This window comes from Massilia sp. GER05 (genome assembly GCF_052056005.1).
GTDB classification, from domain to species: Bacteria; Pseudomonadota; Gammaproteobacteria; order Burkholderiales; family Burkholderiaceae_D; genus Telluria; species Telluria orientalis.
On the sequence record NZ_CP178858.1, the window covers coordinates 4,313,004 to 4,338,110 of the forward strand.

The following is a 25,107-nucleotide window of genomic DNA, read 5'->3' on the forward strand; positions in this document are numbered from 1 at the left end:
GGGGTATGCATTCAGACTGGAGCCAGTATGTTGATCGTGACCCACAGCGGTAAATTCCACGCGGACGACGCGTGGGCGGTAGCCGTGCTGCTGTTGTTGTATCCGGACGCGGAGCTCGTCCGCACGCGCGACCCCGCCATCATCGCGCGGGCCGACGTCGCCATCGACGTGGGTGGCGAGTGGAACCCGGCCGCCGGCCGCTTCGACCACCACCAGAAGGGCTTCGACGGCGCCCGCGTCAGCGGCGTACCCTATGCCAGCGCCGGCCTCGTGTGGCGCGAATACGGCGCGCGCTGCGTGGCGCTGCTGGCCGAACGGCACGCGGGCTACAGGTTGTCGGAGGAGGGCGCCCAGCAGATGGCGTACGCGATCGATGCGGACGTCGTGCAATACCTCGACCTGTCCGACGTGGGCGCGGCCCGCAACGCCCCGGGCAGCTACGGCCTGTCCGCGATCGTCTCCGGCTTCAACCCGAATTGGCTCGACGAGCAGCGGCTCGGCTATGGCCCGGCCGCCGAGGCCTACCGCGACGAGCAGTTCCGGCGCGTGCTGGGCCTGCTCACGGACCTGATGATCAATGCGGTCAAGTACCGCGTCGGTGCGCAGCTCGCCGTGGAGCAGGTGCGGCATGCCGAGGTGCTCGAAGGCGGCCGCGTGCTGTACCTGAAAAATGCCGCACTGCCGTGGACGGCCATCGTGCGCAAGGAGATGCCGAAGGTGCTGTTCGTCATCAGCTACAGCCTGGCCGAGCAGCGCCACATGATCCACACGGTGCCCGTCAGCGCCGACAGCTTCGACGCGCGCGCCGACCTGCCGGCGGCCTGGGCGGGCCTGCGCGATGCCGACCTGGCCGCCGTCACGGGTGTGCCGGATGCCGGTTTCTGCCACAACGGCCGCTTCATCGCCGCCGCAAAGTCGTTCGAAGGCATTCTCCAGATGGCGCGGCAGGCGCTGCGGGAAGTGGATGCGCAGGCCTCGACAACGTGATCAGCCGTTACGATTTCATCAAACGTGTGTGGTTTTTTGGTGCGAAATCACTAAAATGTGACGGAGATTCTTGCTGGTCTTTACACCGGCACGCGGTTCGCGTCTAGAATTTCCCAAAAGAATCAACCTTTTTGGGATGGGACATGAAATCGGTTCAGCAGGAAGTCGACGAGCGCAGCAACCTCACGGGCACGAACAAATTCGAGCTTTTGCTTTTCCGTCTCGGCGGCGACGCCAGCGGGGAGCACAGCGAGCTGTTCGGCATTAACGTTTTCAAGATCCGCGAGATCGTCGCCATGCCGACGATCACCAAGGTAGCCGGCGCGCCCGATCACGTCATCGGCGTGGTCAATCTGCGCGGCCAGATCATCCAGGTCCTCGACCTGCCGGGCATCGCCGGCGTCACGCCCAAGACCGGCCTGAACATCATGCTGGTGACGGAATTCGCGCGCACCACGCAGGCGTTCGCCGTCGAGAGCGTGGAAGAAATCGTGCGCCTCGACTGGACGCAGGTGATGTCGGCCGAGACGAGCGCCGGCAGCGGCATGGTCACGAGCATCGCGCGCCTGGAAGCGGTGGACGGCCAGCCGGCCCGCCTGGCCCAGGTACTCGACGTCGAGACGATCCTGCGCAAGCTGAATCCGGAAGCGCAGACCGGGAACATCGAACATGCCGTCGGCGCCAAAATGAAGCTGAAGCCGGGCGCCGTGATCCTGGCTGCGGACGATTCCGTCGTCGCGCGCGCGCTGATCGAGCAGGGCCTGGACGCGATGGGCCTCCCGTTCGTGATGACGAAGAGCGGCAAGGAATGCTGGGACCAGCTGAACCATATCGCCGCCGCGGCGGAAGCCGAGGGCAAGACCGTGCACGACAAGGTCGCCCTCGTACTGACCGACCTCGAGATGCCGGAAATGGATGGCTTCACCCTGACCCGCAACATCAAGTCGAACGCGCGCTTCGGCAACATGCCGGTCGTGATCCACTCGTCGCTGTCCGGCACGACGAACGAGGAACACGTCAAGAACGTCCGCGCCGACGCCTACGTCGCCAAGTTCTCGGCCGAGGACCTGTCGCGCACCCTGCGCACGCTGCTGCGCCAGTAATTCCTCGTTCACGCGGTGCCGGCATCGCCGCCGGCACCGTGCTGCATCGCCCTTCTGAGTTGTTGTTGGGCAACATCCTCAAACTGAGTGCGTGGGTTTTGTCCTACAGCAATAGTCATGGTGCATAATGACGACTCAGGATGCTGTTTCCCACCTTTTCAGAATCCCATGCCCCACCCGACATCCTTTATCGCGAGCATCTGGACCACGGATACGGAAGGCGTGTGCACGTCGGTCGTCGACCACGGACCCGGTGCGCTGCCGCCGTTTGCCGTCGCGACGCGCCTGCAGGACTGGGTACGTTTGTACGCTGCGGACCCGCAGCCGGCGGATCGCGTCGCGGATGCGCTGGCGGGGTCCGCGCCAATCCATTGTGACGTCGACATCCCGTGCGCGGACGGCCGCGTGCGCCGGATCGTCGTGTCCGGCCTGCCGCGCATGGAGGCGGGAGGCGGAATCGCCGGCTGGTCCGGCGCCTTCGCCGACGTCACGGAGCAGAAAGCCACCCTCGACCGCGCGCTGCGCAGCGAGGCGGAGCATCGCCTCATCGTCGACCACAGCATGGACCTGATCGCGCACTGCGGCGTGGATGGCCGCTACCTCCACGTGTCGCCGTCGTACACGACCGTCGTGGGCTGGGACGCGGCGCAGTTGGTGGGGCGCAGCGTCCTCGAATTCCTCCATCCGGACGACCAGGCGCCGGCCGGCGCCGCGCTCGCGCGCCTCCTCGCCGGTGAAGACATCGCCGACGTGCTCGTGGTGCGCAAGCGGCACCGCGACGGCCATTACGTCGAGCTGGGCTCCAAGGTGCGCAAAGTGACGGATCCGGTCACGGGCACCGTGTTCGGCGCCGTGCTCGTGTCGCGCGACATCACACGTGAAAGGCAGATGTTGCACCGCGTCGAGGACGCGCATGCGCGCTTGCGCACGATCCTGGAAAGCATCGAGGACGGCTTCTTCTCGGTGAACCGCAACTGGGAGATCACGTACGCCAACACGCTGGCCGAGGTGTTCGTCGGCGTCGAGCCTGGCACCTCGGGCGGCAGGGTGTTGTGGGACGTCGCGAACGACCTGGACGGCACCGAGACCAGCGTCATCTACCGGCGGGCAATGGCGACGCGCGCGAACGCGGCGTTCGAAACATACTACGAACCGGAAGGCGTGTGGCTCAGCGTGCGCGTGTATGCGCACGACGAGGGACTGTCGGTCTTCTTCCACGACATTACCGACCGCAAGCGCGCGGAGGAGCGGCTGGAGCAGCTGGCCACGCGCGACGACCTCACGGGCCTGCCCAACCGCGCGTGGCTGAACGGCCATCTGCGGTCGATGCTGGGCCAGGCGCGCGGCCAGGCGGAAACCACCGTGCTGTTCATCGACCTGAACCGCTTCAAGGAAGTCAACGATTCACTGGGCCACGCGGCCGGCGACCATCTGCTGCGCCAGGTGGGCCAGCGCCTGCAGTCGTGCTTGCGTCCGGGCGACGTCGTGGCGCGGCTGGGCGGCGACGAATTCGTCGTGGCGGCCCATTGCGCGGGCCGCGGCGCCGCCGCCGGCATCGCGCAGCGGCTGCTGGAGACCCTCACCAATCCCTTCCACATCGACGGGCTGGAGATGTGCGTGGGCGCGTCGATCGGCATCAGCCTGTCGGGCCAGGACGGGGCCACGCCCGAACTGCTGTTCCAGAACGCGGACACGGCGATGTACAAGGCGAAGGCGCTGGGCGCGAGCTCGTACCAGTTCTTCGAGCCGGAGATGAGCGTGGAAGCGCGCCGCCGCCTGCAGGTGGAGGCGGCGCTGCGGCGCGCGCTGGAGCTGGGCCAGTTCGAACTGTATTACCAGCCGCGCATCGACGTGCGCACGTGGCGCCTGCGCGGCGTGGAAGTCCTGCTGCGCTGGAAACATCCCGAACTGGGGCAAGTGTCGCCGCTCGAATTCATCCCGATCGCGGAAGAGCGCGGCCACATCGAGGCGATCGGCCGCTGGGCGCTGCGCGAGGCCTGCCGTGTCGGCAAGCGCCTGTCCGACCAATACGGCACGCAGTTGCACGTGTCGGTGAACGTGTCGGCGCGCCAGCTGCGGTCGGCGGAGCTCGTGGCCGACGTCGAACAGGCTTTGCGCGAAACGGGTTTCGCGCCGCGCGCGCTGGAACTGGAGCTGACGGAGAGCGCGCTGATCGACGACATCGACCAGTCCGTCGACGTGCTCCACCGCCTCAAGCGCCTGGGCGTGAAGCTGGCGCTGGACGATTTCGGCACCGGCTATTCGAGCCTGTCGTACCTGAAGCGCTTCCCCGTCGACGTGCTGAAACTGGACCGCTCGTTCTTCCTGGAAGAGTGCCCCAATGGCGACGAATTCGTCGCGGCCCTCGTCCACATGGCGCACGCGCTCGGCCTGACCGTGGTCGCGGAAGGCATCGAGACGGAAGAGGTGATGGAGACGCTGCGCGGCTGCCGCTGCGACGAAGCCCAGGGCTATCTGTTCGCGCGGCCGATGGCGCTGGCGGAGTTCGACAAATTCCTGCAATGCGAGGTGCCGGGAGTGCTGGCCGCCTGACACCTCGCGCTCGTGTCAGCGCGCGTAGCTCGGCTTCTTCGGGTCGTACTGCCAGCCGGGCACGAGGTAGCGCATGGCCATCGCGTCGTCGCGCGCGCCGCCCGCGACCTTCTTGTACAACTCGTGCGCCGCGAGGATGCGTTCCATGTCGGGCTGGATGCCCAGGCCCGGCGCGTCCGGCACGGCGACCTGGCCGCCCACGATCTGCAGCGGTTCCGTCGTCAGGCGCTCGCGGCCTTCCTGCCAGATCCAGTGCGTGTCGATGGCCGTGATGTCGCCCGGCGCGGCGGCGGCGCAGTGCGTGAACATCGCGAGCGACACGTCGAAGTGGTTGTTCGAGTGCGAACCCCACGTCAGACCCCAGTCGTGGCACAGCTGCGCGAGGCGCACGGAGCCCTGCATGGTCCAGAAATGCGGGTCGGCGAGCGGGATGTCGACGGCGCCCAGCAGGTGCGAGTGCGCCATCTGGCGCCAGTCGGTCGCGACCATGTTCGTCGCCGTGCGGATCCCCGTGGCGCGCTTGAATTCGGCCATGATTTCCCGGCCCGAGTAGCCGTTCTCCGGACCGCACGGGTCTTCGGCATACGACAGCACATGGCCCTGGCCCTTGCAGGCGGCAATCGCCTCATCCAGCGACCACGCGCCGTTCGGATCGAGCGTCGCGCGCGCGTCCGGGAAGCGCCGCTTGATGGCGGCCACCGCCGCGATCTCGTCTTCCGGCCGCATCACGCCGCCTTTCAGCTTGAAGTCGCGGAAGCCGTACCTGTCGACGGCGGCCGATGCGAGGTCGGCGATCTGCTCGGGCGTCAACGCTTCCTCGTCGCGCACCTTGTACCAGCCATCCTTGGCCGCCTCGCCTTCGTACGGCAGGTCCGTCTGCGTGCGGTCGCCGATGTAGAACAGGTACGCCAGCATCGTCACGTGCGTGCGTTGCTGGCCGTCGCCGAGCAGTTCGCACAGCGGCACCGCGAGGTGCTGGCCCAGCAGGTCCAGCAGCGCCGCTTCCACGGCCGTCACCACGTTTTCCAGGCGCAGGTTGATCTCGTGCGGCTGCTTCATGACCGCTTCCTCGGCGCGCGACGTCACCTGGTGGCTCACGCCGGAAATCGCCGCGCGCAGCACGTTCAGGGTGCGGTTGTAGCGCGCCACTTCGGTGCCCGTCACCAGCGGCACGAGCCGCTCCAGCGCGCGCAGGATGCCGTTCGAGCCGGGCACCTCGCCCATGCCGGTGTTGCCGGCGCTGTCTTTCAGCAGGACGAGGATACGGGTGAAGTAGGGCGCGTGGGCGCCGCACAGGTTCAGCAGCATGCTGTCGCGGCCGGCCACGGGGATCACCTGCATGTCGGTGATGATCGGGCTGGCGGCGCGCTGGATGAGGGGCATTTTATGGGTCTCCTGGTGATGTCGGGCATATAAAAAAAATATATCTCGTTGCCCGTAACATTGATCTAAACTAGAATGGTAGCGCAACCATTTCCCCAGTGTGAAGGAATAACGATGTCGCGTCAATCGATTCTGGCAGCCAGCCTCCTGTGTCTCTCTCTCGGCGGCTGTGCCGCCATCGCCGTCCAAACCCCCGCCGGCGAACACTGGGTCGCCTCGTGGGGCAGTGCCCAACTCGTGCCGGAAGGCCAGAACGAACTCCCCGCCGCGCAGTGGCAGGACGCCAGCCTGCGCCAGATCGTGAGGGTGTCGCTGAGCGGCGACCAGCTGCGCGTGAAGCTCACCAACGCGTTCGGCACGGCGCCGCTCGTGATCGACGCCGGCAGCGTCGCGCTGGCGCGCGCGCCCGGCAAGGCCGACGTCGACGGCGCCAGCCTGCGCCCGCTGCGTTTCGGCGGCGCCGCGTCCGTGACCATCCCCGCCGGCGCGGAATACCTGAGCGACCCGATCGACCTGCCGCATGCGGCGGGCGCCGATCTCGCCATCTCGCTGCATTTCGCCCAGGCGCCGGCGCGCCAGACGGGCCACCCGGGCGCCCGGGCGACGAGCTTCCGCGTGCCCGGCAACCAGGTCCAGGCCGCGAGCTGGCCGCAGGCCGACACCTTTACGCGCTGGTACCAGATCACGGGCGTCGAAGTGCCGGCCCGTGCCGGGGCGCATACGGTCGTCGCGATCGGCGACTCGATCACGGACGGCTACGGCGTGAATCCGGATACGTATGCGCGCTGGACGGACGGCCTCGCGACCCGCCTGCGCGCCGCGGGAATGACGAACGTCGGCGTCGTCAACGCGGGCATCGGCGGCGGCCGCATGCTGCGCGACGGCCTGGGCCCGAACCTCGTGTCCCGCTTCGATCGCGACGTGCTGGCGCGGCCGGGCGTCTCGCACGCCATCGTCATGATCGGCGTGAACGACTTCGGCGTGCAGCACCGGAACAAGGAAGACACGCCGGCGGCGCGCGCGGCCCTGCTGGACGACCTGAAACAGGCCTACCGCCAGATCGTCGCGCGCGCCCATCTGCGGGGCGTGTGCGTGCTGGGCGCGACGATCACCCCGTACGCCGGCAGCGGCTATTACGCGCCGGGTGCGGACAACGAGGCGGACCGTCTCGCGTACAACCAGTGGATCCGTACCGCGGGTGTCGTCGACGGCGTCGTCGACTTCGACGCGGCGCTGCGCGATCCGGCCAAACCGGACCACCTGTTGAAGACCCTGGACAACGACGGCCTGCATCCGTCGACCGCCGGCTACAAGGCGATGGCGGACGCGGTGCCGCTGGAACAACTCAAGACGTGCAGCATCGCGCGCTGAAACCACCTATAAAAACATCAGGAGACTTATGAGATCACTCGTCGCCGCCGCCATGCTGGCGCTCGCGGCCGCACAGCCGGCATGGGCGCTGGGAGAGCGCTCCTTCGTCACGTTCGAAGCCGGCAAGGATGCCGTCGTACTCGCGCGGTCCGGCCAGGCCGCGCGCATCCTCGTGGACCCGAACGAATTCAAGGGCGTGCGCCGCGCGGCGGCCGACCTGCAGGCGGACATCGAACGCGTGTCCGGCATCCGGCCCGCGCTGCTGGCGTCGGCCGGCGCCGTGGCGAAGGGTTCGGATGTCGTCATCGTCGGCACGCTCGGCCAAAGCGCGCTGATCGACCGCCTCGCGCGCGAGAACAGGATCGATGCGAAGGCCGTGCGCGGGAAATGGGAAGGCTATCTCGTACAGACGGTGCGCAATCCGCTGCCGGGCGTGGCGCGTGCGCTCGTCGTCGCGGGCAGCGACCGCCGCGGCACGATCTTCGGGCTGTACACGGTGTCCGAGCAGATCGGCGTCTCGCCATGGAACTGGTGGGCCGACGTCGCGCCCGCGAAGCACGACGTGCTCGCCGTGGCGGCCGGCACGCGCGTGGCCGACGCGCCCGTCGTGCGCTACCGCGGCATCTTCCTGAACGACGAGGCGCCCGCTTTGTCCGGCTGGGCCAAGGAAAAATTCGGCGGCTTCAACCACAAGTTCTATGGCAAGTTGTTCGAGCTGATCCTGCGCATGCGCGGCAACTACCTGTGGCCCGCCATGTGGGGCAATGCGTTCTACGACGACGATCCGGAAAACGGCCCGCTGGCCGACGAGATGGGCATCGTGATGGGCACGTCGCACCACGAACCGCTGATGCGCGCCCACGCGGAGTGGAAAAAGTACGGCAAGGGTCCGTGGGACTACAGCCGCAACGAACAGGTGCTGCGCGAGTTCTGGCAGCAGGGGCTGGACCGCGCGAAGGACTACGACAAGGTCATCACCCTCGGCATGCGCGGCGACGGCGACGAGCCGATGTCGGAGGAATCGAACGTCGCGCTGCTGCAGCGGATCGTGGCCGACCAGCGCGCGATGATCGCGAAGACGACCGGAAAACCGCTGCCGCAGGTGCCGCAGGTGTGGGCGCTGTACAAGGAAGTGCAGGAGTACTACGAGAAGGGCATGCGCGTGCCGGATGACGTCACGCTGCTCTGGTGCGACGACAACTGGGGCAATATCCGCCGCCTGCCGACCGCGGAAGAACGCAAGCGCAGCGGCGGCGCCGGCATCTACTACCACTTCGATTACGTGGGCGGCCCGCGCTCGTACAAGTGGATCAACGTGACGCCGCTGCCGAAGGTGTGGGAACAGATGCACCTCGCGTGGCGCCTCGGCGCGGACCGGCTGTGGGTCGTGAACGTGGGCGACCTCAAGCCGATGGAAGTGCCGACGGAATTCTTCCTCACCTATGCGTGGAACCCGGCCGCGTGGCCCGCGTCGCGCCTGCCCGAGTACCTGAAGCTGTGGGCGACGCGAGAGTTCGGGGTGGAGAACGCCGCGGAGATCGCCGACATCGTGGAGACCTATGCCCGCTACAACGGGCGCCGCCGGCCGGAACAGCTGGAGCCGGGCACGTACAGCGCGACGAACTACCGCGAGTCCGAGCGCATCGTCGCCGACTGGCGCGACCTCGCCGCGCGTGTCGAGCGGGTGAAGGCGAAGCTGGCGCCGGCGCAGAAGGACGCGTTCTTCCAGCTCGTCGAGCATCCCGTGCGCGCATCGGGCACGCTGGGCGAGCTGTATGCGACGGTGCAGGCGAACCGCCTCCACGCGCAGCAGGGCCGCGCCGACACGAACGACCTCGCCGCGCGGGCGCGCGACCTGTTCGCGCAGGACGCCGCGATCTCGCGCGAGTACCACACGATCAATGGCGGCAAGTGGAACCACATGATGGCGCAGACGCACATCGGCTACACGAGCTGGCGCGATCCCGCGACGAACATCATGCCGGAGGTGCGCGAGATCGCGCTGCCGGCCGCGCCGGCGCTGGGCGTCGCGGTGGAGGGCAGCGAGGCCGCCTGGCCGGCGGCGAAGGACCTGCGCCTGCCCGCGTTCGAACCGTTCGACAAAGCGAACCGCTACATCGAGGTCTTCGACCGCGGCGCCGCGCCCGTGGCCTGGACCGCGCGTGCCGAGCAGCCGTGGATCGTGCTGGGCGAATCGTCCGGCACGACGGACAAGTCGAAGCGGATCACCGTCGACGTGCGCTGGGACCAGGTGCCGGCCGGTGCCACGTCCGGCCGCGTGCAGGTGAGCGGTCCGGATGGCCAGCGGGCCGCCGTGGAAGTCCCGCTGCGCCACGCGGACCAGCGCGGTACGAAGGTCGCCGGCTTCGTGGAGACGGGCGGCACGGTCGCCATCGAGGCGGAACACTATAGCCGCGCGCTGGCCCCTGCCGGGCGCGAATGGCTGCGCGTACCGGGCCTGGGCCGCACGCTGTCCGGCATGACCACGCTGCCGGTGGACGCGCCCGCGCTGGCGCCGGCCGACGGCATGCGGCTCGAGTACGACGTCTACCTGTTCGAGCCGGGCAAGGTGAACGTGCAGGCGACGCTGGCGCCCACGCTGAAATTCCGGCCGGGAGCGGGTTTCCGCTATGCCGTCTCCATCGACGACGAGGCGCCGCGCATCGTCGACGTGCACGCGGATGCATCGCTGCAGCATTGGGAGAAGATCGTCACGGACGGCGTCGCGCAGTTCACGACGGCGCACGAGGTGAAGGCGGCGGGACGCCACACGCTGAAATTCTGGGCGCTGGATCCGGGACTCGTGCTGCAGCGCGTCGTGATCGACGCGGGCGGCCTGAAGCCGAGCTATCTCGGCCCGCAGGAAAGCCCGCGCGTCGGGTCCGTGTCGACGAACTAGCTCACACCGTCGTTCCCGCGAAAGCGGGAACCCATGCTGACTGCTCGAAGCCGACTCTTTGTGACCAACGAGTTGGAAATGACGAACGTGGCCAGCATACTCGGCATGGATTCCCGCGTGCGCGGGAATGACGATGCTATTTCTGACGGCTTTTGAAAACAATATTCCGGACACTGGTGCGCCTGCGAGGGCATGACGGGGTATCTTCCCGCTTCATCAATCGGAATGCGCAACCCGCAGCCCGCCCTTGCGGTCGGGCAGCCACACTTCGGCGAGGTCTGAGCTGACGTCGAAGAAGCCCAGTTCGTGCTTTGCCGCCAGGCGGTGCACGGCTTCCCAGGCCGCGTCGATCCGGTCCCAGTCGAGGAACGACATGTAGATGACCGTCTTGCCGACGGTGTAGTCGGTGCCGGTTTCAGGGTCCTCGGCGCCGGCCGGTGCGGGCGGGAACTCGGCCGCGAGCGCCGCGTAAAAGGCTTGCAGCGCGGGTGTGGCCACCCGCGGGTCGTCGTAGCCGTGGTCCTCCGTCCATTCGGTCTGTTGTTCGTACCAGTCGAGGAAGGCGGGCCGTTTGGCCGGGGCGGCGTCGGGGGCGAACACCATCAGGTCGAAACTCATCGTACGGTTCTCTCAAGGCGGTTCATTGGTCAGGCATGACGATACACGCCGCCCGCGTGTGGTGCAAATGCCGAAAATCCGGCAGTCCCTTAGCGAAGCTGGTTCCGGCGGTGCAAAAAAGATAATATGCTGAGCCTGCCTTAGCCAGCCGTTCCGAACCCACCGCCCATTGGAGCCTACATGACTTCCACGCTGAAATCGAAGGCCTTCCCTGCATTACTCGCGCGCTCTTTGCTCGCCATCGCTCCGCTGCTCGCCGCCGAGGCGGCGCACGCCGGTCCCAAATATACGTACAGCTACGTGGGCAATCCGGCCGCGCCCGTACGTGCAAAACCGGTGTCGTGCTGGCAGGCGGTCTGTACGCCGTCCGTCGTGCTGATGGGCGGGGGCTACGACGTGGCCGAAGCGTTCCGCTGGATGATCGCGCAGGCCGGCATCACGAGGGCCACCGGGGGCCGCTTCGTCATCCTCCGCGCGACGGGCAGCGATGCGTACAACCCGTACGTCTACAGCCGCCTCGGCACGGTCGATACGACGACGAGCCGCAATTACGAGATGGTCGGCGGCCTCGATCTGGGCGTGACTTCGGTGGAGACTCTCGTGATCCCGAGCCGCACCGCGGCCGCGCATCCGTTCGTGCTGGACGTGATCTCGAAAGCGAGCGCCATCTTCATCGCCGGCGGCGACCAGGCCGATTATTACCAGTACTGGCAAAGCACGCCGCTGGCCGCCGCGCTGCAGCGCGCCGTCGACGCGGGCATCCCGATCGGCGGCACGAGCGCCGGCAATGCGATGCTGGGCCAGTATGCGTTCGCGGCGTTGAACGACACCGTCACGTCGGACGAGGCGCTGGCCAATCCGTTCAACCGTTACATGACGATCGATCCGCTCAACACGTCGTCCGGCAAATTCATCCAGACGGGGAGCTTCATCAGCATCCCCGGCCTGGAAAAGACGATCACCGACGACCACTTCAATACGCGCGACCGCCTGGGCCGGCTGATCGGCTTCGTCTCGCGCATCGGCGACGGCTGCCCCGGCGGCGTGGAGCGGTTCGACCAGGTGCTGGGCATCGGCGTCGACGAGGAGACGGCCGTGCTGGTGTCCGGGCCGCGCGGCGGCGTCAAGGCGCAGCTGGTCGCCAATCCGTACAACCAGGAAAACACGACGGCACCGTACGCGCCGCAAAACTCCGCCTACTTCACGAAGCTCGCGCGCACGCCCGCCCAGTGCGCCGCGAAGAAGACGCTGGACATCAACAGCGGCGTGCAGGTCTACCGCCTGAGTGCGCAGGTGGCGCAGCCGTCCCCGTATCCGTCGGCGCCGCAGTACAGCTTCAGGACGAATGCGACGTTCAACTTGTCCAGCTGGACGCAGCAGACGCCGACGACGTATGCCGACGGCTCGTCGCTGAATGGTCCGTTCGTGTACGGCACCGCGGGCGGCGCGATCCTGGGCACCCAGGTCCGCTGATGCCCGTGCGCGCGCCCGTCGCAATCGATCCGGACGAGGTCGAGTTCAGCGCGATCCGTGCGCAGGGGCCGGGCGGGCAGAACGTGAACAAGGTGTCGAATGCGGTGCAGGCGCGCTTCGACATCGGCGCCTCCTCGCTGCCTGCGGACGTGAAGGCGCGCCTGCGCGCGCTGCCGGATACGCGCATCACGCGCGACGGCGTCATCGTCATCAAGGCGCAGTCCGCGCGCAGCCTCGAGCGTAACCGCGCGGACGCGCTGGCGCGGCTGCAGGCGCTCGTCGACGCGGCGGCCGTCGTGCCGCTCGTGCGCCGGGCCACGCGGCCCACGCTGGGGTCGCAACGGCGCCGGCTCGAATCGAAGGCCGGCCGGGGCCAGGTGAAGGCCTTGCGCGGCAAGGTGCGCGAGTAGCGGCCTATATCGAACTTCGTATTTGCCATACGAAGATGGCATATCTCCGTGATAGCGGTTAACAATCACTGTTGGCACAATTGACTGCGCCTATCACCGTCTCTACGATGAAATCGGTTACATAAAAATAAGAATGCGGCGTTGACGCCCCGGATGCCGTATGCGGATACGGTTGTCGCGGTCCGCTTCAAAGCGGGGCGAACATCAAGGAGACTATATGAAGAACGCACTTTGCATCACCGCAGTGGCATTGGCAGCGAGTCTGGCCGCCCCGGCGCAGGCGGCAACGTGGTCGACGACGGCGCAGTACGGGTCGACGACGATGGGCGCGTACAGCTTCAACAACGACATCTGGGGTTCGGGCGCCGGGCCGCAGACGCTGTGGGTCAACTCGCCGACCGACTGGGGCGTGTGGTCGAACCAGCCGAACACCGGCGGCATCAAGTCCTATCCGCACATCAACTTCTACGTCGGCAAAGCGCTGAACAGCCTGTCGCGGCTGACCGCGGTAGTGTCGGCGACGACGCCGGCCGGCGGCGCCTGGGAATCCACGTTCGACATCTGGGACACGAACCACGCCAACGAGATCATGGTGTGGCTGAACTACACGGGCACGTCGGGCGGCTGCGGCAACGTCAAGCCGATCTCGTATAACTGGACCGCGCAGGGTTGCGCCATCCCCGTGTACACGAACGTGAACATCGGAGGCGCCACCTGGAACGTCTACCGCGGCAATAACGGCGGCAACATGGTGTACTCGTTCCTGCGCACGACGAAGACCAACAACACGACCGTCGACGCCCTGGCTCTCATGCGCTACCTGCAGAACCTCGGCTGGATCGGCAACGTCACCGTGGGCGACGTCCAGTACGGGTTCGAGATCACGTCGTCGTCGGGCGGCATGGACTTCGCCTCCCGCAACTTCTCGGTCACCGCCTATTGACCATTCCCGCGCGACGCGGCCCGTCCGCGTCGTTGGCGCAGGCGTAACGCGCGCGGACGCGGTCGCGTCCACCGCGCTTGGCGTCGTACATCAGCTTGTCGGCCACGGCGATGAGGTCGCGCAGCACATGGTGCCCGCCGTCGGCCGCGAGGTCGCCGCAGGCGACGCCGAAGCTCGCCGTCGTGCGTACGTGCTCCGCCCCGTCGTCGGTCATGACGCTCGTGTCGGCGAAGCGGGCGCGCAGCCGCTCGGCCAGGTGGATGCCGCCGTCGAGGTCCGTGCCCGGCAGGATCGCCAGGAATTCCTCGCCCCCGTAGCGCACCACGCTGTCGACGCCGTCGCGCGTCATGCGCCGCAACAGGTCGGCAAAGCTGCGCAGCACGGCGTCGCCGCTGGCGTGGCCGTACGTGTCGTTGATGCGCTTGAAGTGGTCGATGTCGCACAGGACGACCGTCAGCAGGCCGCCGTGGTCCGGCGTGCGCACCTGGCCGGGGCGCATCAGGGTCTCGTGCAGGTAGCGCCGGTTGTAGCAGCCCGTGAGGTGGTCGCGCGCGGCCGTGTGCTGCAGTTGCACGCGCGCCTGGTATTCCTCGCGCGATACCCGGTTGAAGCGCCGCGCCGCGAGCGCGCCGAACGCGTTCGCCAGCGCGAGCAGCATGACCATCGTGACGCCGTCGGCCGCGGTCAGCCGGCCGAATTTCCACGTCAGCGCGAGGAAGACGGCGGTGGCGGCGGATGCCAGCGCGAGGGCGTTGGCGAAGCTGTTCGGGATGTACAGGTAGATCACGATGAGCATGATCGCGAGCGACATCGCGTGCCAATGGAATTCGTCCGGCCGCTGGACCGCGATGAACATGAAGCACGCGAGCGCCACGGTTTCCGCGCCGCTGGCCGCGATGCGCGTCGCGTGGAGGGTGAGCGGCCGGTGGCAGGCGAGCCACGCGCACGTGCCGGCCGTCGCGGCGACGACCGCGCGCGCCGCGCACAGCTTCAGGTAGGCCGGACCATAGCCCAGCGCGGCCAGGTCCGAGATCGAGAACGCCAGGTAGAACAGTGTGCAGAACACGAGCGTGTAGCCCAGCAGGGCCCGTGTCTGCGGCAGTTGGTGGAGGAGGAACGCGGTTTCGTTTGCGGGATGCGCAAACTCCCCGGTGAGCGGGTGTATTCTCATGCGGTCGATGTACGGGAACATAGTGGGCCGGCATGAACCGGACCATTATGTTCCAAAAATAGTATCGACGCTATTCTGACAGTTTATTTCGTTCGAATGGTCACCCTTTGTCACCTCAGGCCGAGAGAGCAAACAGGCTCGATGCGTGCGGCGCCAGCGTGATGCGCAGCGCGCCGCGCACGGCCGGCTGGTCGTGCCGCGCCCACAGGTCGCGCACGGCGACGCTGCGGTTGCCCAGATCCAGGCGCGACAGGTCGAACACGATCTCGGTCGGCGCGTCGGACGTGTTGAACAGCGCCAGGTACTGCAGGTTGCGCTTGTCGGCCGAACGTGCGCTCCAGATGCGCGTGCCCGCGTCCGCGCGGTGCGGGCGGTTGTCGCGGCTGCGCTGGTTCACGGCCAGCACCTCGGGGTTCGTCAGCAATGCGAGGGTCTTCGCGTCCAGGTGGCGCAGGTCGCCGCCCATGATCAGTGGCGAGCGGGCGATGCTCCACAGCGACATCAGCGTCTGCTGCTCGTCCGGCGTGAACTTGGTGTCGCGCGCGCCGAGGGCAAGACGGCCCAGCGGCAGCATGTCGGCGTCGGGCCACGAGTTCGCGCCCATCACGGGGTTCCAGTTTTCCAGGCGCTGGAACTGGTCGTTCAGGAGGCGCCATTCGTCCCAGAAGTCGTCCGAGATGCGCCACATCTGCGCATAGTGCGGCACGTGGTTCGCCCAGCGCAGGTCCATTTCGCCCGGCGACAGGCTCAGGACGATCGGACGGCCGCTGGCCGCGATGGCCTTGTGCGCCGCTTCGACCTCGGGCCAGTTGCGTTCGTACGGGCGCGACATGTCGTCCATCTTGACGAAGTCGACGCCCCACTCGGCGTACTGCTTGAACACGGAGTTGTAATATTCCTGCGCACCCGGCTTCGTCATGTCGACGCCGTACATGTCGCCGTTCCATTCGCAGATCGCCTTCGTGTCGGCGATGTCCTGCGCGCGCAGTTTCGTGCCGAGGATCGGCGTGTTCAGGCGCACGGCCTGGCGCGGGATGCCGCGCATGAGGTGGATGCCGAACTTCATGCCGCGCGCGTGGATCTGGTCGGCGAGCTTCTTGAAGCCCGCGCCGTTCGCGGCGGACGGGAAGCGGTTCGGCGCCGGCTGCAAGCGGCCGTACTGGTCCAGCGTCAGTTCGGCGTCCTTGCGGTATTCGTAGCTGTTCGCGTTCGGCTCGTACCACTGGATGTCGACGGTGAACACGTTGTACCCGAACGGCAGCAGCTTCGCGACCATGATGTCGGCGTTTTCCAGCGCCTGCGCTTCCGTGATCGTGGGGCCGAACGAGTTCCAGCTGTTCCAGCCCATCGGCGGCGTCGGCGCGAGGCCCGCGGCCGATGAAGTGGATTTCGATTTTGCCGCGAAAGCGAGCGAGGGGGCGCCGGCGGCGGCAGCGGCGGCAAGGGAAGCGGTGAGGATGCGGCGGCGATTCGAGTCCATGTGCGGGCTAAGAGTTGATGAGCGTCGCGCGAGTATAAGCACCGATCGGCCGGCGCGCTAATCACTTGTGCGCGCCGACCGATACCCGAATCGGTATCGCAGGTCAGCCCTGGCGTGCCGGCGCTGCCTTGATGGCGTCGATGATCGCCTGTTTCATCGGCTTCGCCTTCAGTTGCGCGTCGAACGGCGTCGGGCGCATCGGCAGCTTGTCCTTGCGCGGCGCCTCGTCCCACGTCTGCAGCCAGCTGATGTTGTCGGCCAGGCCCCACACGAGGATGTCGCGCAGGCGCGGGTAGGCCAGCGTCACGTCCAGGTAGTCGCGCGTGGCGGCGGCGACGCCGGCGTCGCGCTTGGCGATGTCGGCCGGCAGGCGGCGGTCGTTCACGTCCAGTTCCGTGATCAGGAGGTCGTAGCCCATGCCCGACACCTCGTCGAGGAACTTGCGCCATTCGACAAGGTCGGAATGGCCCTTATCCGTTTCGTCCCACGAACCGATATGGCTCTGCAGGCCGAGCGCGTTGACCGGCGTGCCGCGCTTCTTGAGGTCCGCGAGCAGGGCCAGCACGCCCGCACGGTGCTTGGCGCTGCCGGCGTCGCCGCGCATGTAGTCGTTATAGACCAGCTGTGCCTGCGGGGCATACTCTTTCGCGAGGCGGAACGCGAGGTCGATCTGCTCGACGGCGCCAAGCGGCTTCGTGAGGGCGTTCTGGCGCAGCTTGCCGTCGGCCGGGTCGACGGCTTCGTTGACGACGTCCCAGCTCTTGATGCTCTTGCCGAAGTGGCCGCACACGGTGCTCACGTGCGTGCGCATCAGCTGTTCGACGGCCTTCGCGGGCTGCGGGCCGAAGTTCTGTTTCGCGACCCACGCCGGCACCCATTTCTCGGCCTGCCAGAACAGGTTGTGGCCGCGCACGGCGATGCCCTTGTCCTTCGCCCAGGCGATCACGTCGTCGGCAGGGCCGAAGTTCGGCTTGCCCGGCGCCGGTTCGAGCGCCTGCCATTTCATCTCGTTCTCGAGCACGATCAGGTTGCATTCGCGCTCGACGAGCGCGCGGTAGGCGGCGTCGCCGAACTGGTTGCGGCCGGCGCTGATGGCGGTGCCGAAGCGCATGCCCTTGCGGGCGGCGACGTCCTTCAGCGTTTCGCCGGCGGGGCCTTGGGCGCGCGCGAACGGGAGGGCGGCCGGCAGCAGGGCGGCGCCGGCGAGCGCCTGGATGATCTCTCGTCTCGTAGTCATTATGTATGCATCCTTCTGTTTTGCGTGGTGGGGAGAAAACGGTTCAGCCGTGGCCGGGCGCGAACGGGAACACTTGCTTCCGGTAGTACTCGAGGGATTGCGCGGGCGCGCGTACGCCGGCCGGCAGCGGCAGGCCGGACTGGTGCTGGAAGTACGCGATGCACGCGTCGCGCCACCATACGGCCTCGCGCTGTTGCTGGGCCAGGCGCTGGGCGACGTCGTTGAAGCGCTGCGCATCCACGAACGGGCGCAGGCGCTGCCATTCGGCTTGCATCGCCGTCACTTCGGCCACGCCGTGGTCGTAGTGCGCAATCAGGTCGGCCCACAGCGTGCGGCCGTCCGGCATGCGGTAGTCCCACGGCAGGTGGTGGAACCACAGCAGGAACTCCTGCGGCGTCGTGGCCGGGTCGGCGAAGCGGCGCGCGACCTCGGGCGCGTACTGGGCCACGGCATTGCTGCCTTTCGCAGTGCGGTCGAAGCCGATGCCGTTCCTGTCGGCGCGGTGGTAGTAGACGGGGTTCCAGTCGGCGCGGCCCAGGTCGTCGACCCACGGCGCGGGACCATAATGGTGGCCGGTGCCCATGATGTGGTGCAGGCCGAGGGGCGTCATATAGTCGACCGCGGCTTCGCGCGAGCGCATCATCATGGCGACGACCGGATCGACGACGCGCGCGTCCGGTGCGAACGTCTGGCCCGCCCATTCGCGTGCGATGGCGCGGCTGTCCAGCTCCGGGTTCCAGGCGAGGCGGCCGTAGGCGTACCAGTTGGCCTGGTCGAACGTGGAGCCCGTCCAGTTGCGGCTCGATCCGATGTTCGCGACGCCGGCGATGCCGCCGACATGTCCGTCCTGCGCGCCTTCCAGTACGCGCGCCACGGTCATGGACGTCCCCCCGGCGCGGGTATCGAAGCGCAGCGTTTCCTGGAACAAGGGGCCGAGGTAGACGAGGTGCGTGGCGAAGCCGAGGTATTCCTTCGTCACCTGGAATTCCATCACGAGCGGCGTGTCCGGCATCGCGCCGAACAGCGGGTGCGCCGGTTCGCGCGGCTGGAAGTCGATGGCGCCGTTCTTCACCTGTACGAGCACGTTCTTGTCGAACTTGCCGTCCAGCGGCTTGAACTGGTCGTACGCTTGCGCCGCGCGGTCACTGACCTGGTTCGGGTGCGCGGGCGGGTTGTAGACGAAGGCGCGCCACATCACGATGCCCTTGTGCGGCGCGAGCGCGCGCGCCAGCATGTTGGCGCCGTCCGCGTGGTTGCGGCCATAGTCCTGCGGGCCGGGCTGGCCTTCCGAATTGGCCTTGACGAGGAAGCCGCCGAAATCGGGAATGGTGCGGTAGATCTCGTCCGCCTTGCGCGCCCACCACGCCGCGACGGCGGGGTCGAGCGGGTCGGCCGTCTTCGTCTCCTTCAGTTCCAGCGGCGTCGACCAGCGCACGGAGAGATAGACGCGGATGCCGTACGGGCGCAGCACGTTCGCGATGGCGGCCGCCTTGGCGATGAACGCGGGGCTCAGCACCTCGGCCTTCGCGTTGACGTTGTTGAGGACCGAGCCGTTGATGCCGAGCGACGCGTTGGCGCGCGCGTAATCCGTGTAGCGCGGGTCGACGATGTTGGGGAGCTCCCACCAGTTCCAGATCGATTCGCCCGCGTAGCCGCGTTCGACGGTGCGGTCCAGGTTGTCCCAGTGGTTCAGCACCCGCAGGGGCAGCGCCGGCTTGTCGGCGAGGGCGATGCTGTCGGGCGCGGTGCCCAGTTGCAGCTGGCGCAGCCACGCGAAGCTGCCGTACAGGAGGCCGATGTCGGAGTTCGCCGCGATCAGCGTGACGGGGACGCCACCCTGGCGCGTGCGGCGCACGAGATAGCCTTCGGGACCGACGGCGGCGAGGTCGCGGCGCACGGCATCGGCGTCGGCCAGGCCCGCCGGGAGCGTGGTGCGGGCGAGGACGATGGTGCCGGCGCGTACCTTCGCGTTCGGGGGGATGGCATCCGGCCTGCGGCCCAGCATGCCGGCGAGGCCGCGTTTCAGTTCCGCGCCGGCGGCGCGCACGGTCGGGGTGTCGTCGGGCGCCGTGATGCCGGTGGCGGCGGCCGCCAGTGCGGTCCTCTGGGCTGCGGGGAGGGGGCGGTAGCGCAGCCACAGGTCGTAGCCGTCTTCATCGGCGGCGTGGGCGAGGTGGGTGCCGACCAGGGCAAGCACGAGGTTCAGGACGAACGCCGTCATGATCCGTGCGCGGACAAGCCGCGACAAATATCGCATCGTAGTCTCCGTTGTATTTATATGAGTACCGGGTGCGGCGGCCCGTCCGGCGCAGGAATGTTAGCGCAAACTCTGGAAATGGGAAATCGATTTATGAGTGTTTACGGTCATGTTTATGGCTATCTTTGCATGGGGCGAAAGTGCTAAGATAGCGCAAACAAAAAATGATGGGGAATAGGGAGAATGACCAAGACCAAACCAGAGTCCGTCCAGGAAGAGCTGGAACGACGGGGCCAGCCGACGATGGCCGACGTCGCCAAGCTCGCGGGCGTGTCCGCCATGACGGTCTCGCGCGTCATGAACGGCAAGGGCCTCGTGCGCGAAAGCACGCGCCGCAAGGTCGCGGAAGCCGTGGCGGCGCTGAACTACACGCCGAACCAGGAAGCGCGCAACCTCGCGGGCTCCAAGCCCATCCGCGTCGGCTTCTTGTACAGTAACCCGAGCGCGGCGTACCTGAGCGAGTTCCTCGTCGGCCTCCTGAGCCAGTCGGGCCTGAACAACGTCCAGCTGTTCGTGGAAAAATGCGAAGCCGGCGAGCACGAAGCGGAACAAACGCGCCGCCTCGTCGAGAACGGCCTGGACGGAATCATCCTGCCGCCGCCGCTGTGCGACAGCGAGGAGGTGCTCGCCGCCATCGCGGACGCGAACATCCCGGCCGTCGTCGTCGCGTGCGGCCTGCCGGACATCCGCGTGGGCGCCGTCAGCATCGACGACTACGAAGCGGCGCATGCGATGACGCGCCACCTGGTCAACCTGGGGCACCACCGCATCGGCTTCGTCGTCGGCCATCCGAACCAGACCGCGAGCGCGCGCCGCCTCGAAGGCTATCGCGCGGCCATCGCGGAGCAGGGCGCGGACGCGTCCGAGGAACTCGTCGTGCAGGGCATGTTCACGTACCGCTCCGGCCTCGACGCGGCCGAGCACCTGCTGGCGCTGGAAGAACGCCCGACGGCCATCTTCGCCAGCAACGACGACATGGCGGCCGCCTGCGTCGCCGTCGCGCACCGCCTGGGGCTGGACGTGCCGGGCGACCTGACCGTCACCGGCTTCGACGACACGGCGCTCGCCACCACGATCTGGCCGGAGCTGACCACCGTGCGCCAGCCCATCGCCGGCATGGCGCGCGAAGCCGTGCAGTCGCTCGTGCGCCGCGTGCGTGCGCTGCGCGAAGGCGAGGAGGCCGAGCCGGAACAGGTGCGCATGGACTTCGAACTGGTGCGCCGCCAGTCCGACGCCGCACCGCGCACCCGTCCCTCGGCACTGCTGCCGCTCACCGCCGCCAAGCGCGCCGGCTGATCCCTCCCGGCCGCGGCGCCCAGCTGCGGCCGTCTACGCGAAACGCATAAACTGTTCGCGCAAACATCCTCAATTCCCTCTTTTCCCGCCAATTCCGCCATTCGCGGAGGCTGTTGCGTCGCTACTGCCGGACATCTTCCCAATAATTCATTGACAAGCGCCAAATTAGACGATTAGACTGGAATGGTTGCGGTAACATTTCTGTTATTAGAATGTTGGACCTCGATCCACCGCATGCCAGGCAGACCACACTCCGCCGGCCACACGGCGGCATACAAAAACAAGCAGGAGACATAAGTCGATGGGTATCAAACGCAGAGAGTTTCTGGCCACCGTTGGGGGCGCGGCCGGCATGGCAGTCGTGCCGGGCGCGCTGGCGGCCAAAGCCGCCAAAGGGGGCGCACCGGTCTACAAGCAGGCGAACGCGCCCGTCGCGGCGCGCGTGGAAGACCTGCTGGGCCGCATGACGGTCGATGAAAAAATCGCGCAGCTGCAATGCGTCTGGCTGACGAAGAAGGATCTCCAGAACGACGACACGAGCTTCAACGCCGAGAAGGCGGCAAAAGTCCACCCGCACGGTATGGGCATGTTCGCGCGCCCGTCCGACCGCCAGATCGGTGCGGACAACAATGCCGGCAACTCGGGCGCCGTCGGCAACCGCGGCCCGAAGGAAACGGCGGACTACGTGAACGCCGTGCAGAAGTGGGCGATGGAAAACACGCGCCTGGGCATCCCCGTCTTCATGCACGAGGAATCGCTGCACGGCTACGTGGCGCCGGAAGCGACCAGCTTCCCGCAGGCGATCGGCCTGGCCTCCACGTTCGATCCGCAACTCGTCGAGCAGATCTTCTCGCTCGCCGCGAAGGAAATGCGCGCACGTGGCGCCAACCTGGCGCTGGCGCCGGTCGTCGACGTGGCGCGCGAGCCGCGCTGGGGCCGTATTGAAGAGACGTATGGCGAAGACCCGCACGTGTGCGGCGTCATGGGCAAGGCGGCCGTGCTGGGCTTCTCGGGCAACACGCTGCCGCTGGCGCATGACAAGGTCTTCGCCACGCTGAAGCACATGACGGGCCACGGCCAGCCCGAATCGGGCACCAACATCGGTCCGGCGAACGTGGGCGAACGCGCGCTGCGCGAAGACTTCTTCCCGCCGTTCGAGAAGATCATCAAGGAAACGAAGATCGCGGCCGTGATGCCGTCGTATAACGAGATCGACGGCGTCCCGTCACACGCCAACCGCTGGCTGCTGACGGACGTGCTGCGCAAGGAATGGGGCTTCCAGGGCCTGACCGTGTCCGACTACATGGCGGTCGCGGAACTGGGCAGCCGCCACCACCTGGTCGGCTCGGTGAAGGAAGGCGGCCTGCGCGCATTCAAGGCCGGCGTCGACATCGAGACGCCGGACCCCGCCGGTTTCGCCGCGCTGGACGAACTGGTCAAGGAAGGCAAGATCACGACGAAGGAACTCGACGCCGTCGTGCGCCGCATCCTGCGCTGGAAATTCGACGCGGGCCTGTTCGAGAACCCGTACGCGGACGCCGACCAGGCGGCAGCCCGCACCGCGACGCCGGAAGCCATCGCCCTCGCGCGCAAGGCCGCCCAGCGCACCGCCGTCCTGCTGAAGAATGACAAAGGCCTGCTGCCGCTCGCGCCGAACAAGGTCGGCAAGCTGCTGCTGGTGGGCACCCACGCGAAGGACACGCCGATCGGCGGTTATTCCGACAAGCCGCGCCACGTCGTCTCCGTGTACGAGGCGCTGCAGAAGGAAGCGCAGGCCGGCGGCTTCACGCTGGATTATTCGGAAGGCGTGCGCCTCACGGAAGGCCACGTGTGGGGCCAGGACGAAATCGTCTGGACCAAGCCGGAAGTCAATGCGCGCCTGATCGCGGATGCGGTGGAAGCGGCGAAGAAGGCCGACACCATCGTCATGGTCCTGGGCGACAACGAGCAGACCGCGCGTGAAGCGTGGGCCGACAACCACCTGGGCGACCGCACCTCGCTCGACCTGATTGGCCAGCAGAACGACCTGGCCCGCGCCATCTTCGCGCTGAACAAGCCGACCGTCGTGCTGCTGCTGAACGGTCGTCCGCTGTCCGTGAACTACCTGGCCGAACGCGCGGATGCACTGATGGAATGCTGGTACATGGGGCAGGAAACGGGCCACGCCGTCGCCGACCTGATCTTCGGCCGCGCGAACCCGGGCGGCAAGCTGCCCGTCACCATCGCGCGCAACGTCGGCCAGCTGCCGATGTTCTACAACCGCAAGCCGAGCAGCCGCCGCGGCTACATCGACGACGTGACCACGCCGCTGTACCCGTTCGGCTACGGCCTGTCGTACACCCGCTTCGACATCTCCGCACCGCGCCTCACGAAGGACCGGATCGCGACGAATGGCACGACCCAGGTACAAGTGGACGTGCGGAACACGGGCGCCGTGCGCGGCGACGAAGTCGTGCAGATGTACATCCGCGACGACGTCAGCTCCGTCACCCGCCCACTGCTCGAACTGAAGGGCTTCCAGCGCGTGACGCTGGAGCCGGGCGAACAGCGCACGGTCACCTTCGACATCAAACCGACCGACCTGTGGTTCTACAACGCCGACATGAAACGCGTCGTGGAGCCGGGGACGTTCACCATTTTCGCAGGACCGAACAGCGTCGACCTGAAGAAGGCGACCCTGACGGTGGCATAACCAAGAGAGACAAGACATGACAGCTACCCAAGCCAACCCGCTGCCCCAGGACCTCGACCAGGCCTTGATGGTCGGCCGCGTCTGGCGTTCAGCTCCGACCAATGGCCCGGCCGTAGTGGCCGTCCGTAACGGTCGCGTAATCGATATCACCCGCCACGCCCCGACCGTGTCCGAACTGCTCGAGCGCGACGACCTGGTCGCCATCGTGCGCGACGCGGAAGGCGAGGACCTGGGCGACGTCAACGCGCTGGTCGCCGCCGCGCTGGCCGGTGACGAAGGCAACGCGGTGCGCCTGCTGGCCCCGTGCGACCTGCAGGCGATCAAGGCATGCGGCGTCACGTTCGCCGTCAGCCTGCTGGAGCGCGTGATCGAGGAACAGGCCAAGGGTGACCCGGCCCGCGCGGCGGCGCTGCGCCAGCAGCTGCAGGAAACCATCGGCACGAACCTGTCGGAACTGGAACCGGGCGGCGAAGCTGCCATGCGCCTGAAGGCCGACCTCTCGGCACGCGGCATGTGGTCGCAGTACATGGAAGTGGGCATCGGCCCGGACGCGGAAGTGTTCACGAAGTCGCAGCCGATGTCGGCGGTCGGCCACGGCGCGGCCGTCGGCCTGCACCCGTCGTCGCACTGGAACAACCCGGAACCGGAAATCGTCCTCGCGGTGAACAGCCGCGCGCAAGTGGTCGGCGCCACGCTGGGCAACGACGTCAACCTGCGCGACATCGAAGGCCGCAGCGCGCTGCTGCTCGGTAAGGCGAAGGACAACAACGGCTCGTGCGCCATCGGCCCGTTCATCCGCCTGTTCGACGGCGATTTCGACATCGACACGCTGCGCAACGCGGAAGTGCGCATGCGGATCGAAGGCGTCGACGACAACTTCGAACTGGCCGGCGCCAGCTTCATGCGCGAGATCAGCCGCGACCCGCTGGACCTCGTGCGCCAGACTTGCGGCAAGCACCACCAGTACCCGGACGGCTTCATGCTGTTCCTCGGTACGATGTTCTCGCCGATCAAGGACCGCGACGCGCAAGGCGGCGGCTTTACCCACCACGCGGGAGACCGCGTGAGCATCTCCACGCCGTCGCTGGGCACGCTGGTCAATACCGTCCAGCGCAGCGACCAGATCGCACCGTGGACCTTCGGTGTGCGTGCTTTGTACGCCAACCTGGCCCAACGCGGCCTGCTGTCCTCTGGCGCGGCCTGAGCCGCGCCTCCTTGATTACAACGAGAATTA

General features: G+C 67.3%; 17 protein-coding genes. 11 read left to right on the forward strand and 6 right to left on the reverse strand.

The window, feature by feature from the left end; all coding sequences use genetic code 11:
* Window positions 1-27 precede the first annotated feature (27 nt).
* The 3 genes from ACL58G_RS19175 (at window position 28) to ACL58G_RS19185 (ending at window position 4,643) form a co-directional block, all read left to right on the forward strand.
* A complete protein-coding gene (locus ACL58G_RS19175) occupies window positions 28-987 on the forward strand; it encodes an MYG1 family protein (protein ID WP_440962815.1) in 960 nt (319 codons plus the stop codon).
* A gap of 143 nt (window positions 988-1,130) precedes the next feature.
* Window positions 1,131-2,090: a chemotaxis protein gene (locus tag ACL58G_RS19180; RefSeq protein ID WP_413388929.1), complete on the forward strand. Its 960-nt coding sequence runs from the start codon at window positions 1,131-1,133 to the stop codon at window positions 2,088-2,090.
* Window positions 2,091-2,258: 168 nt separating this feature from the next.
* On the forward strand, window positions 2,259-4,643 hold the full coding sequence (locus ACL58G_RS19185) for a putative bifunctional diguanylate cyclase/phosphodiesterase (protein ID WP_440962816.1): 2,385 nt from the start codon (window positions 2,259-2,261) through the stop codon (window positions 4,641-4,643).
* Window positions 4,644-4,658: 15 nt separating this feature from the next.
* Here the strand turns inward: ACL58G_RS19185 and ACL58G_RS19190 are convergent, their stop codons facing one another.
* The gene (locus ACL58G_RS19190; RefSeq protein WP_440962817.1) at window positions 4,659-6,026 is read right to left on the reverse strand and encodes an enolase C-terminal domain-like protein; all 1,368 of its coding nucleotides are present in this window, start codon (window positions 6,024-6,026) and stop codon (window positions 4,659-4,661) included.
* Window positions 6,027-6,140: 114 nt separating this feature from the next.
* Here ACL58G_RS19190 and ACL58G_RS19195 point away from each other — a divergent pair, with 114 nt between their 5' ends.
* On the forward strand, window positions 6,141-7,397 hold the full coding sequence (locus tag ACL58G_RS19195; protein WP_440962818.1) for an SGNH/GDSL hydrolase family protein: 1,257 nt from the start codon (window positions 6,141-6,143) through the stop codon (window positions 7,395-7,397).
* Window positions 7,398-7,425: 28 nt separating this feature from the next.
* Window positions 7,426-10,296, forward strand: coding sequence for a glycosyl hydrolase 115 family protein (locus ACL58G_RS19200; RefSeq protein ID WP_440962819.1), 2,871 nt, complete (start codon window positions 7,426-7,428; stop codon window positions 10,294-10,296).
* A 216-nt stretch (window positions 10,297-10,512) separates the two neighbouring features.
* Here the strand turns inward: ACL58G_RS19200 and ACL58G_RS19205 are convergent, their stop codons facing one another.
* Window positions 10,513-10,914, reverse strand: coding sequence for a hypothetical protein (locus ACL58G_RS19205; protein ID WP_413388924.1), 402 nt, complete (start codon window positions 10,912-10,914; stop codon window positions 10,513-10,515).
* A 180-nt stretch (window positions 10,915-11,094) separates the two neighbouring features.
* Between ACL58G_RS19205 and ACL58G_RS19210 the strand changes: the two genes are divergently transcribed.
* From ACL58G_RS19210 to ACL58G_RS19220, 3 genes are all read left to right on the forward strand, one after another.
* Window positions 11,095-12,387 carry a cyanophycinase gene (locus ACL58G_RS19210; RefSeq protein ID WP_440962820.1) on the forward strand — a complete coding sequence of 431 codons (1,293 nt, stop codon included), beginning with the start codon at window positions 11,095-11,097 and terminating at the stop codon, window positions 12,385-12,387.
* Window positions 12,387-12,797, forward strand: a complete 411-nt coding sequence (gene arfB / locus ACL58G_RS19215; RefSeq protein WP_440962821.1) for an alternative ribosome rescue aminoacyl-tRNA hydrolase ArfB — start codon at window positions 12,387-12,389, stop codon at window positions 12,795-12,797. The genes ACL58G_RS19210 and arfB overlap by 1 nt, the downstream gene beginning before the upstream one ends.
* A 217-nt stretch (window positions 12,798-13,014) precedes the next feature.
* On the forward strand, window positions 13,015-13,740 hold the full coding sequence (locus tag ACL58G_RS19220) for a GH12 family glycosyl hydrolase domain-containing protein (protein WP_413343825.1): 726 nt from the start codon (window positions 13,015-13,017) through the stop codon (window positions 13,738-13,740).
* Here ACL58G_RS19220 and ACL58G_RS19225 read toward each other — a convergent pair.
* From ACL58G_RS19225 to ACL58G_RS19240, 4 genes are all read right to left on the reverse strand, one after another.
* The gene (locus tag ACL58G_RS19225) at window positions 13,727-14,911 is read right to left on the reverse strand and encodes a GGDEF domain-containing protein (RefSeq protein WP_440962822.1); all 1,185 of its coding nucleotides are present in this window, start codon (window positions 14,909-14,911) and stop codon (window positions 13,727-13,729) included. The genes ACL58G_RS19220 and ACL58G_RS19225 overlap by 14 nt on opposite strands.
* 115 nt (window positions 14,912-15,026) lie before the next feature.
* On the reverse strand, window positions 15,027-16,391 hold the full coding sequence (locus tag ACL58G_RS19230) for a glycoside hydrolase family 27 protein (protein ID WP_440962823.1): 1,365 nt from the start codon (window positions 16,389-16,391) through the stop codon (window positions 15,027-15,029).
* A gap of 103 nt (window positions 16,392-16,494) precedes the next feature.
* Window positions 16,495-17,628 carry an endo-1,4-beta-xylanase gene (locus tag ACL58G_RS19235; protein WP_440962824.1) on the reverse strand — a complete coding sequence of 378 codons (1,134 nt, stop codon included), beginning with the start codon at window positions 17,626-17,628 and terminating at the stop codon, window positions 16,495-16,497.
* Window positions 17,629-17,671: 43 nt separating this feature from the next.
* Window positions 17,672-19,849 (reverse strand): alpha-glucuronidase family glycosyl hydrolase, encoded by a 2,178-nt coding sequence (locus tag ACL58G_RS19240; RefSeq protein WP_413388918.1) that lies wholly within the window; start codon window positions 19,847-19,849, stop codon window positions 17,672-17,674.
* A gap of 219 nt (window positions 19,850-20,068) precedes the next feature.
* Between ACL58G_RS19240 and ACL58G_RS19245 the strand changes: the two genes are divergently transcribed.
* The 3 genes from ACL58G_RS19245 to ACL58G_RS19255 all read left to right on the forward strand — a co-directional run bounded on the left by ACL58G_RS19245 (window position 20,069) and on the right by ACL58G_RS19255 (window position 25,077).
* Window positions 20,069-21,181: a LacI family DNA-binding transcriptional regulator gene (locus ACL58G_RS19245; RefSeq protein ID WP_413388917.1), complete on the forward strand. Its 1,113-nt coding sequence runs from the start codon at window positions 20,069-20,071 to the stop codon at window positions 21,179-21,181.
* A gap of 301 nt (window positions 21,182-21,482) precedes the next feature.
* Window positions 21,483-23,873: a glycoside hydrolase family 3 N-terminal domain-containing protein gene (locus ACL58G_RS19250; RefSeq protein WP_440962825.1), complete on the forward strand. Its 2,391-nt coding sequence runs from the start codon at window positions 21,483-21,485 to the stop codon at window positions 23,871-23,873.
* 16 nt (window positions 23,874-23,889) lie between these two features.
* A complete protein-coding gene (locus tag ACL58G_RS19255) occupies window positions 23,890-25,077 on the forward strand; it encodes a fumarylacetoacetate hydrolase family protein (protein WP_413388915.1) in 1,188 nt (395 codons plus the stop codon).
* Window positions 25,078-25,107 lie beyond the last annotated feature (30 nt).

What these genes read in the sequence shown, in the direction of transcription:
- ACL58G_RS19175 (WP_440962815.1), top strand. Translation starts at nt 28, where the DNA reads ATGTTGATCGTGACCCACAGCGGTAAATTCCACGCGGACGACGCGTGG.
- ACL58G_RS19180 (WP_413388929.1), top strand. Translation starts at nt 1,131, where the DNA reads ATGAAATCGGTTCAGCAGGAAGTCGACGAGCGCAGCAACCTCACGGGC.
- ACL58G_RS19185 (WP_440962816.1), top strand. Translation starts at nt 2,259, where the DNA reads ATGCCCCACCCGACATCCTTTATCGCGAGCATCTGGACCACGGATACG.
- ACL58G_RS19190 (WP_440962817.1), bottom strand. Translation starts at nt 6,026, where the DNA reads ATGCCCCTCATCCAGCGCGCCGCCAGCCCGATCATCACCGACATGCAG.
- ACL58G_RS19195 (WP_440962818.1), top strand. Translation starts at nt 6,141, where the DNA reads ATGTCGCGTCAATCGATTCTGGCAGCCAGCCTCCTGTGTCTCTCTCTC.
- ACL58G_RS19200 (WP_440962819.1), top strand. Translation starts at nt 7,426, where the DNA reads ATGAGATCACTCGTCGCCGCCGCCATGCTGGCGCTCGCGGCCGCACAG.
- ACL58G_RS19205 (WP_413388924.1), bottom strand. Translation starts at nt 10,914, where the DNA reads ATGAGTTTCGACCTGATGGTGTTCGCCCCCGACGCCGCCCCGGCCAAA.
- ACL58G_RS19210 (WP_440962820.1), top strand. Translation starts at nt 11,095, where the DNA reads ATGACTTCCACGCTGAAATCGAAGGCCTTCCCTGCATTACTCGCGCGC.
- arfB (WP_440962821.1), top strand. Translation starts at nt 12,387, where the DNA reads ATGCCCGTGCGCGCGCCCGTCGCAATCGATCCGGACGAGGTCGAGTTC.
- ACL58G_RS19220 (WP_413343825.1), top strand. Translation starts at nt 13,015, where the DNA reads ATGAAGAACGCACTTTGCATCACCGCAGTGGCATTGGCAGCGAGTCTG.
- ACL58G_RS19225 (WP_440962822.1), bottom strand. Translation starts at nt 14,911, where the DNA reads ATGAGAATACACCCGCTCACCGGGGAGTTTGCGCATCCCGCAAACGAA.
- ACL58G_RS19230 (WP_440962823.1), bottom strand. Translation starts at nt 16,391, where the DNA reads ATGGACTCGAATCGCCGCCGCATCCTCACCGCTTCCCTTGCCGCCGCT.
- ACL58G_RS19235 (WP_440962824.1), bottom strand. Translation starts at nt 17,628, where the DNA reads ATGACTACGAGACGAGAGATCATCCAGGCGCTCGCCGGCGCCGCCCTG.
- ACL58G_RS19240 (WP_413388918.1), bottom strand. Translation starts at nt 19,849, where the DNA reads ATGACGGCGTTCGTCCTGAACCTCGTGCTTGCCCTGGTCGGCACCCAC.
- ACL58G_RS19245 (WP_413388917.1), top strand. Translation starts at nt 20,069, where the DNA reads ATGACCAAGACCAAACCAGAGTCCGTCCAGGAAGAGCTGGAACGACGG.
- ACL58G_RS19250 (WP_440962825.1), top strand. Translation starts at nt 21,483, where the DNA reads ATGGGTATCAAACGCAGAGAGTTTCTGGCCACCGTTGGGGGCGCGGCC.
- ACL58G_RS19255 (WP_413388915.1), top strand. Translation starts at nt 23,890, where the DNA reads ATGACAGCTACCCAAGCCAACCCGCTGCCCCAGGACCTCGACCAGGCC.